A 16,923-nucleotide genomic window follows, 5' to 3' on the forward strand; every position below is an offset into this window, starting at 1 on the left:
GTTTTATATAAAATAAAATTTCGCTATACAAAATAAATGGAGATTTTAATGGAACAGGTCGTTCAAGTAGAACAAGTTTCAGCACATGTAGCGATGGTTAAAATTCATCGACCAGAAGCGAAAAATGCCCTGAATACAGAAGTTCGCCAGAAACTTGCGGCGGTTTTTTTGCAACTGAATGACGATGAAAATGTACGTGCCATTATTCTTACCGGTGGTGAAACAGATTTCGCAGCAGGTGCCGATCTTAAAGAACTGGCCAATGCAGAAACCATTCAAATGATGCAGCGCCGGACTGAACGTTACTGGCAGGCGATTGCACAGTGTTCAAAACCGGTGATTGCAGCTGTAAACGGTTATGCACTTGGTGGTGGCTGTGAACTGGCGATGCATGCAGATATTATTATTGCCGGGAAAAGCGCCCAGTTTGGTCAGCCTGAAGTGAAAGTGGGTGTCATGCCGGGTGCCGGTGGTACCCAGCGATTATTCCGTGCCGTGGGTAAATTCCATGCGATGCGTATCATCATGACGGGTTGTCTGATACCAGCGCCGGAAGCTTATCAGATTGGCCTAGTGTCTCAAGTAACGGAAGACAGCGAAACCCTTGCAACAGCCATCAAGATGGCTGAAGGTCTGGCAAAAATGCCGCCAATTGCGCTTGAACAAATCAAGGAAGTGGCTTTACTGGCTGAAGATGTGCCGCTTAATGCCGGACTTACCCTGGAACGTAAGTCTTTCCAGATGCTGTTCTCATCCGAAGATCAAAAAGAAGGCATGCAGGCCTTTATTGAAAAACGTAAACCGAATTATCAGGGACGATAAGCATGAGTATTCAGATTCAGAAAATCGGCATTATTGGTGTAGGCACGATGGGTGCAGGTATTGCCCAGATCGCGATTCAGTCTGGTCATGATGTGGTACTGTTTGATGCCAAAGAAGGGGCAGCCGAACAGGCACAGGATAAACTGGCCAAAACATTAAATACCTTAGCAGATAAAGGTAAATTCAGCCATGAAAAAGCCGCTGAAGATATTGCTCATCTGTCGACTGCGCAGCAGCTAGAAGACCTGAAAGATTGTGACTTGATTGTTGAAGCGATTATTGAAAATCTGGAAATCAAGCAAAAACTGATGCAGCAACTGGAAGGAATGATAAAACCAGAAGCGATTCTGGCATCCAATACCTCTTCATTGTCGATCAGTGCAATTGCTGCCAATTGCAGTCAGCCAGAGCGTGTTGCCGGTTATCACTTCTTTAATCCGGTCCCACTCATGAAAGTAGTCGAAGTGATTGAAGGCTTTAATACCCGTGCAGATATTGTTGAAGCATTAACCCAGCTCTCTACAAAAATGGGTCATCGTCCGGTCAAAGCTAAAGATACTCCAGGATTTATCATTAACCATGCCGGCCGTGCCTTTGGTAGCGAAGCCTATGCAATTTTGAATGAAAATGTCACACCATTTTATGATATTGACAGGATCTACCGTGACGGAATCGGTTTCAAAATGGGGCCGTTTGAATTAGGTGATCTGACCGGTATGGATGTCTCGCACCCGGTGAGTGAATCGATTTATCATCAGTATTATGAAGAAGCACGTTACCGTCCAAGCGTGATTACCCGTCAGCGTTTTATTGCCAAGCAGTTAGGTCGTAAAACCGGTAAAGGTTTTTATGATTACACATCGGGTAGCAAAGAAGGTGATGTTGCTCCAGCATTAGTTGAAAAGTTAAGTCAATATCCATCAGTCTGGCTAGGCACCGAATATGACGAAGACCGTCAGGCACTTGAGCAATATCTGCAACAGTTCAACATTCAGATTGAGCAAACTGAGATACCTTCAGTAGAGGCTTTAATCCTGATTGCCACTTATGGTGAAGATGCAACATCAGCCGCTGTCCGTTATCAGGTGGCACCTCAGCAAGTGGTGTGTATCGATCTGCTATATAGTCTAAACAAACACCGTACCTTGATGCCAACTTTTATCACCCAACCTGAGCTGGTAAAAGCAGCCCAATCGATTTTCAATCTGGATGGTGTGACCGCCAGCGTAATTCAGGAAAGCGTAGGCTTTGTGGCTCAACGTGCTTTGGCAATGATTGTGAATCTCGGCTGTGATATTGCCCAGCAAGGCGTTGCAACGGTAGAAGATATCAATATCGCAGTAAAATTAGGCCTTGGCTATCCATATGGGCCAATTGAATGGGGGGATGTGCTGGGAGCTGAAAAAATCCTGAAAATTCTGGATAGCATGACTGCGATTACCCGTGACCAGCGTTACCGTCCAAGTCCTTGGTTGCGTCGCCGTGTTCAGCTTGGTCTGCCTCTTGTTCATACAACACATTAATTAAAAAGTTAAAGGAATAACATTCATGTTAAATGCATATATTTATGATGGTTTACGTTCACCAATCGGTCGCCATGCCGGAAGTCTGGCAAGTGTACGTCCAGATGATCTAGCAGCTACAGTCATTAAAAACCTGCTGGAAAAAACCGGTATCCCGGCAGAAGACGTAGAAGATGTAATCTTTGGTAGTACCAACCAGGCCGGTGAAGACAGCCGTAATGTGGCACGTTTTGCAGCATTGTTAGCGGGTATGCCGGTAACAGTTCCGGGGCAGACGGTAAACCGCTTATGTGCATCAGGTCTCGGTGCTGTGATTGATTCGGCACGTGCCATCACTGCAGGCGAAGGCGAGTTGTACATTGCTGGTGGCGTAGAAAGTATGACCCGCGCGCCTTTTGTGATGGGCAAAGCAGAAAGTGCTTATTCACGTGATGCCAAAATTTATGACACCACGATTGGTACCCGTTTCCCGAACCGTAAATTTACGGATCAGTTTGGCGCGCACAGTATGCCTGAAACAGGTGATAACGTGGCTGAAGAATTCGGTATTAGCCGTGAACAGGCTGATACCTTTGCCGCTGCATCACAGGCAAAATATCAGGTAGCGAAAGAATCAGGTTTCTTTGAAGGTGAAATTACCCCGATTGAAGTTTCTCAAGGACGCAAATTGCCGCCTAAACAAATTACTGAGGATGAGCATCCACGTGCATCTTCAACATTTGAAGCTTTATCCAAGTTAAAACCGCTATTTGAAGGTGGTGTAGTAACAGCAGGTAATGCATCAGGAATCAATGACGGCGCTGCAGCACTGATTATCGGCAGTGAAAAAGTGCAGGAACAGTATGGCTTAAAACCTTTAGCTCGTATTCTGTCTTCTGCAGCCGCTGGCATTGAGCCACGCATCATGGGAGCAGGCCCAATTGAAGCGATTAAAAAGGCAGTACAGCGTGCGGGTTTGACGCTAGACGATATGGATATCATCGAGATTAATGAAGCCTTTGCCAGTCAGGTATTATCTTGCCTGAAAGGTCTGGATGTCGCTTTGGATGATCCGCGTGTTAATCCAAATGGTGGTGCAATTGCCATTGGTCATCCACTGGGCTGTTCGGGTGCGCGTTTGGCTTTAACTGTTGCACGTCAGTTACAGCGTACTGGTAAAAAATATGCCGTGATCAGTCTATGTATCGGTCTGGGTCAAGGCCTGGCGATGGTAATTGAAAACCCTGAAGCTGCATAACAGCTTAAGTAATCGCCTTAATGCTATGTATATATGATATGCATGGCATTTTTTATTGAGATTTTTCTTTTAAAATAAAAATCCCTGCCTGAGCAGGGATTGACTACGTCAGTGTAATGATTACTTACGACCAGTGACTAATAATGTTGCCGACCCAAAGGCATAAACTTTACCTTCTTTATCGATAATTCGGCCTTCTGAGGTCAGTACATTGCGTCCGATCCGGATAACTTCACCAATGGCGGTATAGGTTTCACCACTTTTCATGGCTTTCAGCATTTTCACATTCAGGTCAATTGTTGAGAAACTGACACCTGCATCTACTGTCGTATGCACGGCAGCGCCAGTCGCACTATCTAGAACCGTTGCACAAAAGCCGCCATGAATTCCGCCTTGTAAATTGTAATGGCGATGATCAGGACGCACTTCATATTCCACATAGTTTTCGCGTACTAAGGTCAAACGCATGGGAATAATTTCACTCATGGCTGAACTGGAAATTTCCCCATTTTTAATTGCGGTGAGATATTCAAGTCCATTTAATTGTGATGTGGGCATATCAACTCCTTGTAATGGTTTATTTCGTCTTATGAAATAATATTCTGTTTTTATAGAATTATGATATAACAGATAGTGATCGAAATGCTATATTTTTCCAGGATGGAACGATGACAATAAAAAATCTCGTCACAGATGCTGAATGGCAGGCACGTTGTGAACTCGCAGCGCTTTATCGCATTATTGCGCATTACCGGATGACGGACCTGATTGATACTCACATCAGTTTAAGAGTCCCTGATCAGCCTGACTGTTTTCTGATTAATCAGTATGGTATCGCTTTTGAAAAAATGTGTGCCTCAACGCTGGTCAAGATTAATCATGAAGGGCAAGTGGTAGAAAGCTATGAACAGGACAAGCCGGTGAATATGGCTGGCTTCGTCATCCACTCCGCAATTCATGAAGCACATGCTCATCTGAACTGTGTCATTCATACGCATACCGCAGATGGCATAGCAGTTTCTGCACAGAAACACGGACTTCTTCCCATTTCCCAGCATGCGCTGAAATTTTATCAGCAGGTGGCCTATCACGAATATGAAGGCGTGGCACTGTCAACAGATGAGCAGGAGCGCCTGATTCAGGACCTGGGCGGCCATCGCGCCATGATTTTACGCAATCACGGACTTTTAACGGCTGGCGAAACGATTGCACGGGCTTTTCATGAAATCTATTTTCTGGAGCGTGCCTGTCAGACGCAGGTGAAGGCCTTAAGTGGCGGTGCCGAACTGTATTATCCAGCAGAAGAAGTCCGAATTAAAACTGCCAAGCAGTTCGCCAGTCCTTTAGTTGAACCGATTTTACAGCGTGCCTGGCAGGCCGCTTTGTCTTTGATTGAGCATCAATATACGGAGTATGCATCATGATTGTGATATCCAGTACTGTGCCGAATATTGAAGCAATTCTGGTGAAGTCTTTTCAGAAATATGCGCCTGCTGGCAGTTTCTGTACAGTGGACAGCCCGGAAGCTGAACAGGCGACCACTGTTGCTGCCTGGTTTCCAGATCTGGAAAAAGTGCAGCAGCTACCACAGCTTGGTCTGATTCATTCGATTGCTGCAGGGGTCGAACATTTAAATTTAAACGAGATTAGATCTGACCAGTCAGTCTGCCGGGTACTGGATCCACATCATCAAAAGGGCATGTTTGATTATCTGCTCTGGGGCGTGCTGTATTTCCAGCGTTATTTTGACCGCATGACCCAGCAGCAAAAGCAGCAGCTATGGAAACAGTATCGTCAAAGTTATAGCCATCATATCCAGATCGGGATTATGGGCCTTGGCCATATGGGTGGTTATGTGGCAGAACGTTTTGCCGACATGGGCTATCAGGTGTCTGGGTGGTCCAATTCCCCAAAAGATATTGATCAGGTCAAAAGTTATGTAGGTACAGAACAACTTTCTGAGTTCCTGGCCCAAAGCCAGATTCTGATTAATCTGCTACCACTCACTGAAGAAAATACTGGCATTCTTTCTGCTGAATTATTTCAGCAACTGCCTGAACAAGCGGCTTTAATTCATGTCGGGAGAGGCCAGCATTTAATTGAACAGGATCTACTCAATGCACTGGATTCCGGCCACTTACGTGGTGCAATTGTCGACGTATTTGAGCAGGAACCTTTAGCCGCTGAACATCCATTCTGGCAGCATGAAAAGATCGTTGTTACACCACATGTTGCCTCACATGCGCCCATGTCTGTGGTGGTGGAACAGATTCTGGAAAATGACCGACGCTTAAATCTCGGGCTGGATTTATGCCATCAGGTAGATGTCAATAAAGGCTATTAATTGTAGGGATACAAGCAAAAAAATAAGGAAATTAATGATGTGGGAAACGATTCAAACTCAGGTTAAGCAAGGCGTCGCAACTTTAAGCTTTAACCGCCCGGATTCACTCAACAGTTTTAACCGGCAGATGCATGAGGAAGTGCAGCAGGTGCTGAAAAACTGGAATACAGCTCCGGATATTCGGGTGATTGTGATCCGTGGTAATGGCCGGGCGTTTTCAGCGGGACAGGATTTAAAAGAACGTGCTGGACAGCTCGGTAATGTGCCTTTGCCACCGCAAGGCTCGCTGGCCAAATACTATAATCCCCTGATTAACCTGATCCGCCAGAGTCCCAAACCGGTGATCGCAGCAGTGAATGGTGTGGCTGCCGGTGCAGGTGCCAATATCGCGCTGGCCTGTGATCTGGTCATTGCCAAGGAAAGTGCCCGATTTATTCAGGCTTTTTCTAAAATTGGCTTGATTCCTGATGCCGGTGGCACCTGGATGTTGCCACGTTTAATCGGTTATGCACGTGCCATGGCATTCACTTTTCTGGGGGAACCTGTACATGCCAAAGAGGCTGCTGAAATGGGCATGATCTGGAAAATGCTTCCAGATACAGAATTTGATGCTTATATCGACGACATTGCACAGCAATTAGCTCAACAGCCGACTTATGCGCTGGCTTTAACCAAACAGGCCTTGCAACGCAGTGCTGAAAATAACATGGACCAGCAACTGGAGCTGGAACAAAACCTGCAATATCTGGCTCTGAGCAGTCAGGACTATAAAGAAGGTGTCCAGGCTTTTGTCGAAAAACGCCCTGCACAATTTACCGGATGCTAAGGAGAGCATTTATGAAAATTCAGACCCGTATTACCGAGCTTTTAGGCATTCGCTATCCAATTATCCAGGGTGGCATGATGTGGGTCGGTACCGCAGAAATGGCCAGTGCCGTATCTAATGCAGGTGGCTTGGGAACATTAACGGCATTGACTCAACCGACGCCTGAAGCCTTGGTCAAGGAAATTGCACGCTGCCGAGAAATGACCGATCAGCCTTTTGCAGTCAATCTGACTTTATTGCCCGCCGTGAATCCGCCGCCATATGCAGAATACCGACAGGCGATCATTGAAAGCGGTATCAAGATCGTAGAAACGGCGGGCAACAAGCCTCATGAACATATTGAGGCATTTAAGCAACGTGGCATTATTGTCATTCATAAATGTACCTCAGTCCGTCATGCGCTTTCAGCGCAAAGAATCGGTGCGGATATCATCTCGATTGATGGTTTTGAATGTGCGGGCCATCCGGGTGAAGATGATATTCCTGGCCTGATTTTAATTCCTGCCGCTGCTGATCAGCTCACTGTGCCGATTGTGGCCAGTGGCGGTTTTGCTGATGGCCGTGGTCTGGTCGCAGCTTTGGCTTTAGGTGCTGAAGGCATCAATATGGGTACTCGCTTTTGTGCCACTCAGGAAGCGCCGATCCATCCAAACATCAAACAGTTCTATGTCGATAATGATGAAAGGGCGACGCATCTGCTATATCGACAGTTCAGGAATACTGCCCGTGTTGCCAAAAATGCGGTATCTGATCTAGTGGTTAAAATGAGTGAAGATCCAAATCTGCAATTTGAACAAATTCGGCCTTATGTTAGTGGCTTAAAAGGCAAGCTCGCTTTAGAAAATGGAGATATTGATGCGGGAGTTCTAACTGCAGGACAAGTGATGGGATTGATTCATGACATTCCGACTTGTCAGACGCTGATCGATAATATCATGCAGGAGGCAGAGCAAATTGTTCAGCAACGTTTAGCTCAATTTTTTCCACGTTAATCAGCTTTAGGGCAGTCGCTGAATAGAAAAGCCATTCCACCATGAATGGCTTTTTTTCATTCTGTATATTTTTTATTTTTAAATGGGAAATTTCATCGAATGACTAGATTTTATTCTTTAAATTATATTATAGTGGATTTAAAACATAATTTCGTATTATGAAATTAATTGTCATAAATATATAAATTAGAACTCATACAAGGGAATTACGATGAGAAATTATATTGCACCATTAAAAGACATGAAGTTTGTGCTGGAAGACCTGTTAAACGTTGAACAGAAATATCAGGGCTATGCAAAATTCGCAGACAAGGTTTCTATGGATATTATGGAGCAATATCTGGAAGTCGCTGCGGACTTTTGCCAAAACGAACTTCTACCGATTAATGCGACAGGCGACCAGCAGGGTTGCCGTTTGCAGGATGGCGTGGTCACCACACCAGATGGGTTTAAAGCAGCTTATGACAAATATGTAGAACTCGGCTTTACCTCATTAACTGGTGATGAAACATATGGCGGTCAAGGCTTCCCAACTTTATACCGTATTGCCATTTCTGAAATTATCACTGCAACCAACTGGTCTTGGGGCATGTACCCAGGCCTGTCCCATGGTGCCATGCGTACTTTAGAGCACCACGGTAGCGATGAACAGAAACAGAAGTTCCTGGTTCCTTTAATTGCCGGTCGCTGGACGGGCACCATGTGCTTGACTGAATCTCATGCCGGTTCTGACCTAGGTTTAATCCGTACAAAAGCAGTGCCAAATGAAGACGGCAGCTACAGCATCAGTGGTGAGAAAATCTTTATCTCAGCCGGTGAACATGACCTGGCTGAAAATATCGTGCATATCGTACTGGCACGTTTACCGGATGCGCCTGCGGGAACCAAAGGTATTTCGCTGTTTATTGTTCCGAAATACAATCTGGATGAAGCTGGTAATGTGGCTTCCCGTAATGGCGTAGTGTGTAGTGCCATTGAACACAAGATGGGCATTCACGGTAACGCGACCTGTGTGCTGAATTTTGATAATGCCAAAGGTTTCCTGATTGGGCCTGAAAATCGCGGCCTGAACTGCATGTTTACCTTTATGAACTCGGCACGTATCGGTACAGCCATTCAAGGCTTGGCAGCAGCAGAATCTTCTTATCAGGGGGCATTGGCTTATGCCAAAGACCGTCTGGCGATGCGTTCACTTGAAGGTGCAAAAGTGCCAGGCCAGCCTGCAGATCCGATTATCGTGCATCCGGCAGTACGTAACATGCTGCTGACTCAAAAGGTGTTTGCAGAAGGTTCACGTGCACTTGCATATTATCTGGCGACCTATGCCGATATCGCTGAAGCCACTGAAAGCCCTGAAGAGAAAAAAGCAGCTGAAGACCGTCTAGCATTATTAACCCCTATTGCCAAAGCATTAATGACCGAAACCGGCATAGAAGCGGCTAAACATGGTATGCAGATTTTCGGTGGTCACGGTTATATTGCTGAACATGGCATGGAACAGATTGCCCGTGATGCACGTATTGCCAGCCTCTATGAAGGAACTACTGAAATTCAGTCCATTGACTTGCTGGCGCGTAAAGTGCTGGGCTCAAAATTGGGTTTGCTGACCGCATTAACCGATGAAATTCAGGGCTTTGTAAAAGAGCATCAGCAACATGTCCAGTTCAGCCAGCAAGTTGCACAAGTCAGCCAGTTGACTGAACAATGGCTGAAATTAACCAGAACCATTCAGGAGCAGGCTCAACAGTCTGCCAATGAAATTGGGGCAGCATCAGTTGACTACCTATATTTCTCTGGTTATGTCGTGTCCGCTTATTTGTGGCTGAAAATGGCAATTACTGCGCAGCAGAAAATTGAAGAAGGCAATACTGATCCGTTCTATGCAGCCAAGATCAAAACTGCACAATTCTTCTTTGCGCGTATTTTGCCAAGAACTTCAACCCACTTTGCCAATATTCAGGCGGGCGGTGAAAGCCTGTTTTTACTTGAACCTGAAGAGTTCAAATTCGATTAAACCTTTTGACCCACGATACTCGTGTCGTGGGTCTTTTTTAATAATTTTTGCATCCTCACCCAATTCAAATATTGAGATTTATTCTCGGATATTGAATAAACCATAAAACAACAAGATCAGGAGTCTATATGGATTTAGACATGATTACTCGACAGTGTCCTTATGCTGATCTGCAGCTTAATTTTCATGAAGTCGGACAGCGTTCTGCATTTCCGACTATTATTTTGATTCATGGCACCGGTGGAAATACCGACAAGCATTTCAGCTATATTTTTCCGATGCTGGGTATTCATCAGCGGGTTTTATCCATTGATTTGCATACCCCGAATAAAGCTGATCTAAAGGTGACTGATTTTAGCCAACAGGTTGAAGCATTGATTCAGCATGCAGTTGCAAAAGATGAAATCATTACAGTGGTCGGCTATTCACTCGGTGCCGTGATTGCTGCACAAGTGGCAGCCAGTTTAAAACAGCGCGTAGCGCGTTTGATCCTGTTAGCCGGTTGGGCCAAAACCAGCTCGGTGCAACAACTACGTACTGTCATTTGGCAGCAATTATTTACTGAACAATCTGCGGCCTTGCCTCATTTTGTCAATTATTGCCTGTATAGCGATGATTATCTGTCTGCACGAAGCGAACAGCAGGTGTTGGATCTGGCACGCTTTGTCAAACCTTCCCAAGATGCAGCCAAACAGCGTGAACTGAATTATCGCATTGATATTACATCGATCTTGCCTGAGATTCGTGCAGAGACGTTGATTGTGGCTTGCCGTGAAGACCGCATGGTGCCTGTAGCGCAAGCTAAACTGCTGTTTGCTTCAATTTCGAACAGTCGCTATATCGAAATTTCTTCAGGACATGCGCTCTATGTCGAAGCGCCAGCCGAAGTGGTGCAACTGGTAAACCAGTTTAGCCAGCATCCAGAACAATATCCGGTGAATCAAAAAATCCAGCCTTATATGCCTTAAAGGAGATAAATATGCAAGCTAAAGGACAGCGCAGCAAGATTCTAATTGTAGGCAGCGGTTTTGGTGGTTTGGGAATGGCAATCCGCCTTAAACAGCAGGGCATCCACGATTTTAAAATCATTGAACGTGCAGCAGAAGTGGGCGGCACTTGGCGTGACAATACCTATCCCGGAGTCGCCTGTGATGTACCTTCCCATTTATATTCTTTCTCTTTTATTAAAAATCCGGACTGGTCTCGGGTCTTTCCACACGGAGCAGAAATTCAGCGTTATTTAATTCAATGCTGTGATCAGGAAAATATCCGGCCCCATATTGATTTTCATACGCAACTGGAAAAGGCTAGCTGGAATGCACGAGAACGAATATGGGAAATTCACACCTCTAAAGGTCTGTATCAGGCTGAGATCTTAATTACCGCAACCGGGCATCTGGCAGATGAGCATCTCCCGCAAATTCCGGGGCTGGAAGAATTTGAAGGCCAAGTGATGCATTCCGCGCGCTGGAACCACGAGCTGAATCTGGAAAATCAACATGTCGTTGTGGTGGGTTCTGGTGCTTCTGCCATCCAGCTTGTGCCGGAAATTTCCAAAACAGCCAAAAGCCTGACCGTCTTGCAACGTAGTGCGCCCTATATTTTGCCCCGACCAGACCGAGCTTATTCTGAGTCAGAAAAACAGCTTTTCCGCAAAGATCCGGACAGTATGTCGGCCCTCAGACATTCCTTGTTCTGGGGCAATGAATACAATTTTGCCCAGCGCCGTAATCTGAAAAGCCAGATTGAGCGGGTCAAGAAAAACTGCCTGCAATTCTTAAAACATCAGATTTCAGATCCTGAATTACAGCGCAAACTTACGCCGAATTATGAACCTGGTTGTAAGCGCTTATTGCTTTCTAATGATTATTATCCGACTTTTCTAAAACCCCATGTCAAGCTTGAAGATTCAGCATTAGCACAAGTGACCAAGGATGGCGTTATAAGCCAAGCTGGAAATAAATTTTTTGCAGATATCATCGTATTTGCCACCGGATTTGAAGCAGCACGACCACCTTATGCAGCAAAGGTCGTGGGTAAACAGGGTTTAAGTCTGGAACAGCAATGGTCCAGCGGTATGCAGGGTTATCAGTCAACGACCGTACACAACTTTCCAAACCTGTTCATCCTGAATGGGCCAAATACAGGCAGTGGACATAATTCAGCACTTTATTTTCTGGAAACCCAGTTTGATCTGGTACTGGATGCCTTGCAGTTTTTTGAGCAGGAACAGATTCAGGTCTTTGAAGCGGATCAGAGCGCTGAAAATAGCTATATGGAGGAGCTACAGCAACTTTCCCAAGGTAGTGTCTGGTTATCGGAAAGCTGTAAAAGCTGGTATCTGGACCCGGTCAGTCGCAAGCTGACTTTGGTCTGGCCGGATTATGCTCATTCATTTAGGGATAAAAATCAGCATTTTATTCGTAGCGGTTATCACTATCAGTATGTTGAATCGAGACAGTAGAAAGTGGTTTGAAAATATTTAATTAAAATCAAAATCTTATGGTTTAAATAATACAAAATAAATGTAAATTCAGGACAGGAGTATAGTCATGAGCAGTCAGCCATGGATGGAAGAATATAAAAAGTGGAATATCAATCCGGAGTTTACCCGGCCAGATCCTGAAAAAACCCTGAGCACGACAATTGCTGAGAATTTGGTGAAATTTCAGGATAAAACGGCATTTTTTTATCTGGATCGCAAGTTCAGCTATCACGATATCGATGTGTATAGCCAGAAACTGGCAAGCTATTTACAGAGTCTTGGGCTGACTGCTGGCAGCCGTATTGCGGTGATGTTACCGAATATTATTCAATATCCAATCGCTACTTTTGCAATTATTCGGGCCGGTTATGTGCTGGTCAATGTCAACCCCATGTACACCCAGCGCGAGCTCTATCATCAGCTACAGGATTCAGGTGCAGAAGCCTTGATTATCCTTGGACAGACTTTGGAGCAATTAACAGCATTAGAGGAATGTCCTCAACTCAAATATGTCATTTCAACGCATCCGCTGGATTTTATTCAAGAGCAGCCAAGTACTATTTATAGTCAGGCAGCACAATATCCGGATAAACAGTTTTCTGACTTTAGACAGGCAATAAATCAGGTAGAGATTATTGATTTTGCACCGCCTGTACAGCATCAGGAAGATACGGTCATTCTGCAATACACGGGAGGTACCACAGGTGTTTCTAAAGGCGCAGAACTGAGCCATCGCAATATTTTATTTAATATCGCCCAGAACAGTACCGTGTTTATCAGCCATTTTGGTGATCGCTATGCCGCTGAAAATGAATATGTATTCTGTGCTTTGCCACTGTATCACATTTATGGATTTACCATCTGCCTGTTCAGTTATGGTTTAAGCCGTGGTTTTGCCAATGTCTTGATTCCAAATCCGAGAGATCTGGATGCTTTGGTGGATCAATACCAGAAACATCCACCGACCGTTTTTCCGGGTGTGAATACCATGTTTAATGCCTTGGCGCATCATTCACGTTTCCGTGAGCTGGATCATTCACGCCTGAAAACCACAACCGGCGGAGGAGCATCTATTCTGAAAAATACGGCAGAGTTATGGCATGAGGTTACAGGCTGCCAGATTTATGAAGGCTACGGACTTTCTGAAACCTCACCAACTGCAACTTTTAACCCTCCTTTAAGCCGGCGATTTAGTGGCACGATTGGCTTGCCATTGGCAGGGACTGAAATTCTGATTCTGAATGATGAAGGAAAACCTGTAGAACTTAATCAGGCTGGAGAAATCGCCATACGTGGTCCACAGGTGATGAAAGGATACTGGCAGCAACCGGAAGCAACAGCACAGGTATTTACCAAAGATGGATTCTTCCTGACAGGTGATATCGGTTGTATGGATGAACAGGGCTATATCACCATTCTGGACCGCAAAAAAGACATGATTCTGGTCTCCGGATTTAATGTTTATCCCAATGAGCTGGAAGGCGTGCTGTCCAAACACCCTAAAATACTGGAATGTGCAGTGATTGGTATTGATGATGAAAAATCTGGACAGGTACCCAAGGCATTTATTGTGAAACAGGATGAAACTCTAACCCAAGATGAAATCATGACTTATCTGAAGCAGCAACTGACCAGTTATAAATTGCCGAAATACATTGAATTTGTGTTCGAACTACCAAAGTCTGCAGTAGGCAAAATTCTGCGTCGTGAACTGCCTCGTACTGTTCAGCCCAGCGCTAAGGCCTGTTAAGGAATGATCTAATCCATTATCTTTAAAATAAAAAAGGAATCGCAAGATTCCTTTTTTACTGCTTGCAGGCTTATCGCTGCTGGATAACTTTTTTGCTTTTCAGTTCTTCCATTTCAGCAGAACTTAAATATTGACTCAAAATGGCATCAGTATCTTCACCCAGACAAGGTGGGGCCTTTTTATATTCTACCGGTGTCTTGGAGAGTTTAATCGGTGAACCGATTGAGGTGTAATCTTCACGTAAAGTATGCGGCATCTGAATCACCATATCGCGTGCCAATACCTGTTCTTCTTGCAAAGTCTGTTTCAGGTCATTGATCATTCCTACCGGCACTTTAACCGCATGGATTAAATCCACCCAGGTTTTTGCCGGTCTAGTATAGAAATGAGCCTGTAGAACTATGGTCAATTCTTCACGATGTGTAACACGTCCAGAATTTTTTAAGAAGCGAGGATCTTCTGCCACCTTAGCCAGACCAACGGCCTGACACAAAGCTTTAAATTGCAGATCATTACCACAGGCAATAATAAATTCACCTTTCTGGGCTTTAAACACCTGATAGGGCACAATATTGGCATGTGCATTTCCGAAGCGACCGGGGACTTTGCCTGAGGTGAGATAATTCATGGCCAGAACAGAGAGGGAAGCGACCTGGGTATCTAACAGCGCCATATCAATATACTGACCTTCACCGGTTTTCTCACGGGACAACAAAGCCGCCTGAATGGCAATTGCGGCATATAAGCCGGTGGTCAAATCGGCAAAGGCCAGACCTGCTTTTTGCGGGCCACCACCGGGCAAGTCATCACGTTCGCCAGTGACACTCATCATGCCGCCCATTCCCTGAACGATAAAATCATAGCCCGGCTCTTGAGCACGCGGACCGTTCTGGCCAAAACCGGTAATAGAACAATATACCAGTCGCGGATTTAGCTGACTCATACTTTCATAATCCAGCCCATATCGTTTCAACGAACCGGCTTTATAGTTTTCAATGACTACATCACTCTGTTCAGCAAGTTTTTTGATAATACTTTGACCTTCAGGTGTAGATAAATCGATTGCAACCGAATGCTTGCCACGGTTGGCTGACAGGTAATAAGCCGATTCATGGGTATCTTGCTGGTGATTGTTTTTAAGCCAAGGTGGTCCCCAGATACGGGTATCATCCCCATGATCCGGTTTTTCAATCTTGATCACTTCTGCACCCAGATCAGCCAGAATCTGGCTACACCAGGGCCCAGCCAAAATCCGGCTTAAATCCAGTACACGAAATCCTGTTAAGGCACCCATTATTACGCTCCCTGTTCGATCATATTCAAATGACATATCGTTCTTATCCCTCTTTTTAAAGCTATATGAAAATGAAAGAACAATCAACTTTATGATAATAAATTTCGTATAACAAAATAAAACATCTAAAATGATGAATATTCATCTTATTTTCTTTAGCCTGATGCAAATATAAGTATGAACGAAGAACAAGAGGTCACTGATAAAAAGGAAAAAGCGATCTCCCAGACAGGATTAAAAAAGGAGTCAATCAAGTGAATTAAAAACGGATTAGCCTTAAAGCATATTCATTAGCGGAATAGCTTTAAATATAAAAGATCATGAAAACCTAAGGATAGGAAAACAGAGATTTAAATATGACGGATTTAGCGAGAGAATTAGAAAAGATTAAACCTACGACCAAACGAACGCAGCAAATTGCTTTTATTTTCGCCTTTCTGGCTTTACTGGTAGATGGCGCGGACATGTTGCTGCTGTCTTTCAGTTTAAATAGCCTGAAAGCAGAGTTTGGTCTCAGTAATCTGCAGGCCGGTACACTAGGCAGTTTTACCTTAGCAGGTATGGCGATTGGTGGCTTTATAGGTGGCTGGGCCTGTGACCGTCTGGGCCGTGTACGTACCGTAGTCATTTCGATTCTGGTATTTTCCATATTGACCGCAGCCTTAGGCTTTGCACAGAACTTTGAACAATTTGCTGTTTTACGCTTTCTTTCTGCCTTTGGCATAGGCTCTTTATATATTGCAGCCAATACGCTCATGGCTGAATATGTTTCAACTGAATATCGCACCACGGTTTTAGGTACCTTACAGGCAGGATGGACCGTCGGTTATATTGTGGCCACTGTACTGGCAGGCTGGATCATTCCAGAATATGGCTGGCGAACCCTGTTTTTTATTGCCATTATTCCCTCGGTTATGGCGATTTTTATCCAGAAACTGGTTCCTGAGCCAGAATCCTGGCAGCGTGCACGTTTGCAGCGTCTATATGCCCCAGCTGAAATCACAGCACAGCAACCCGCCAAAAAAAGCACAGTCAAAGAGATTTTCGCGGATCCTGCGAATCGCAGAATGTTTATTTTGTGGATCTTTACGGCCGGTTTTCTGCAGTTTGGCTATTACGGTGTAAATAACTGGATGCCTGCTTATCTAGAATCTGAATTACACATGAACTTTAAATCAATGGCGGGTTATATGATCGGGACTTATGTCGCCATGATTTTTGGTAAAGTTCTGGCCGGCTTTGCTGCAGACCGTTTAGGTCGACGCGCCGTTTTCTCGTTTGGCGCGATTGGTACGGCAATTTTCCTACCGGTAATTGTGCTGTTCAACACCCCGGATAATATTGCCTATCTGCTGATTTTCTTCGGCTTCCTATATGGCATTCCATATGCGATTAATGCCACATATATGACTGAAAGCTTTGCGACATCGATCCGTGGTACAGCAGTCGGTGGTGCTTATAATGCAGGTCGTATTGGGGCCATGTTTGCACCTGCGATTATTGGCGCGGCAGCTAGCGGTGGTTCAATTGGTCTAGGCTTCCTGATTATGGGCGGTGCTTATTTCTTATGTGGGGCAGTGTCCGGGATTTTCATCAAAGACCGTCAATACGATCCACAAAAAGCATAATTTCAACT

Annotated in this window: 14 protein-coding genes; 12 read left to right on the forward strand and 2 right to left on the reverse strand. The window is 44.8% G+C overall.

Annotation, left to right across the window (positions count from 1 at the left end; genetic code table 11):
* Nucleotides 1–48 precede the first annotated feature (48 nt).
* From NI468_RS09005 to NI468_RS09015, 3 genes are read left to right on the forward strand one after another with little or no spacing between them, the layout of a single operon-like run.
* Entirely contained in the window at nucleotides 49–822 is a 774-nt protein-coding gene (locus tag NI468_RS09005; RefSeq protein WP_180038869.1) for an enoyl-CoA hydratase, read from the forward strand.
* A 2-nt stretch (nucleotides 823–824) separates the two neighbouring features.
* Nucleotides 825–2,345, forward strand: a complete 1,521-nt coding sequence (locus NI468_RS09010) for a 3-hydroxyacyl-CoA dehydrogenase (RefSeq protein ID WP_253101406.1) — start codon at nucleotides 825–827, stop codon at nucleotides 2,343–2,345.
* Nucleotides 2,346–2,370: 25 nt separating this feature from the next.
* A complete protein-coding gene (locus NI468_RS09015) occupies nucleotides 2,371–3,582 on the forward strand; it encodes a 3-oxoadipyl-CoA thiolase (protein WP_219309416.1) in 1,212 nt (403 codons plus the stop codon).
* Nucleotides 3,583–3,702: 120 nt separating this feature from the next.
* On the opposite strand, the gene NI468_RS09020 is transcribed toward NI468_RS09015, so the two are convergent.
* Nucleotides 3,703–4,140: a PaaI family thioesterase gene (locus NI468_RS09020; RefSeq protein ID WP_253101408.1), complete on the reverse strand. Its 438-nt coding sequence runs from the start codon at nucleotides 4,138–4,140 to the stop codon at nucleotides 3,703–3,705.
* A 110-nt stretch (nucleotides 4,141–4,250) separates the two neighbouring features.
* Between NI468_RS09020 and NI468_RS09025 the strand changes: the two genes are divergently transcribed.
* The 8 genes from NI468_RS09025 (at nucleotide 4,251) to NI468_RS09060 (ending at nucleotide 13,993) form a co-directional block, all read left to right on the forward strand.
* Nucleotides 4,251–5,006 carry a class II aldolase/adducin family protein gene (locus tag NI468_RS09025; protein WP_253101411.1) on the forward strand — a complete coding sequence of 252 codons (756 nt, stop codon included), beginning with the start codon at nucleotides 4,251–4,253 and terminating at the stop codon, nucleotides 5,004–5,006.
* Entirely contained in the window at nucleotides 5,003–5,926 is a 924-nt protein-coding gene (locus NI468_RS09030; protein WP_005106944.1) for a 2-hydroxyacid dehydrogenase, read from the forward strand. The genes NI468_RS09025 and NI468_RS09030 overlap by 4 nt, the downstream gene beginning before the upstream one ends.
* A gap of 37 nt (nucleotides 5,927–5,963) precedes the next feature.
* Entirely contained in the window at nucleotides 5,964–6,752 is a 789-nt protein-coding gene (locus NI468_RS09035; protein ID WP_081401190.1) for an enoyl-CoA hydratase-related protein, read from the forward strand.
* Between the two features lie 11 nt (nucleotides 6,753–6,763).
* Complete coding sequence (locus NI468_RS09040) at nucleotides 6,764–7,744, forward strand: NAD(P)H-dependent flavin oxidoreductase (protein ID WP_253101414.1); 981 nt, start codon at nucleotides 6,764–6,766, stop codon at nucleotides 7,742–7,744.
* Between the two features lie 211 nt (nucleotides 7,745–7,955).
* A complete protein-coding gene (locus NI468_RS09045) occupies nucleotides 7,956–9,758 on the forward strand; it encodes an acyl-CoA dehydrogenase C-terminal domain-containing protein (protein ID WP_253101416.1) in 1,803 nt (600 codons plus the stop codon).
* 128 nt (nucleotides 9,759–9,886) lie between these two features.
* Complete coding sequence (locus NI468_RS09050; RefSeq protein ID WP_253101419.1) at nucleotides 9,887–10,726, forward strand: alpha/beta fold hydrolase; 840 nt, start codon at nucleotides 9,887–9,889, stop codon at nucleotides 10,724–10,726.
* 11 nt (nucleotides 10,727–10,737) lie between these two features.
* Nucleotides 10,738–12,222, forward strand: coding sequence for a flavin-containing monooxygenase (locus NI468_RS09055; RefSeq protein WP_253101422.1), 1,485 nt, complete (start codon nucleotides 10,738–10,740; stop codon nucleotides 12,220–12,222).
* 88 nt (nucleotides 12,223–12,310) lie between these two features.
* Nucleotides 12,311–13,993, forward strand: a complete 1,683-nt coding sequence (locus tag NI468_RS09060; protein WP_253101426.1) for an AMP-binding protein — start codon at nucleotides 12,311–12,313, stop codon at nucleotides 13,991–13,993.
* Between the two features lie 70 nt (nucleotides 13,994–14,063).
* Here NI468_RS09060 and NI468_RS09065 read toward each other — a convergent pair whose 3' ends face one another.
* Nucleotides 14,064–15,287, reverse strand: coding sequence for a CaiB/BaiF CoA transferase family protein (locus tag NI468_RS09065; RefSeq protein WP_253101428.1), 1,224 nt, complete (start codon nucleotides 15,285–15,287; stop codon nucleotides 14,064–14,066).
* Nucleotides 15,288–15,643: 356 nt separating this feature from the next.
* Here NI468_RS09065 and NI468_RS09070 point away from each other — a divergent pair, with 356 nt between their 5' ends.
* Nucleotides 15,644–16,915: an MFS transporter gene (locus tag NI468_RS09070; protein WP_253101431.1), complete on the forward strand. Its 1,272-nt coding sequence runs from the start codon at nucleotides 15,644–15,646 to the stop codon at nucleotides 16,913–16,915.
* Nucleotides 16,916–16,923 lie beyond the last annotated feature (8 nt).

Origin of the sequence: Acinetobacter lwoffii, from assembly GCF_024129355.1 — a bacterium.
GTDB classification, from domain to species: Bacteria; Pseudomonadota; Gammaproteobacteria; order Pseudomonadales; family Moraxellaceae; genus Acinetobacter; species Acinetobacter lwoffii_I.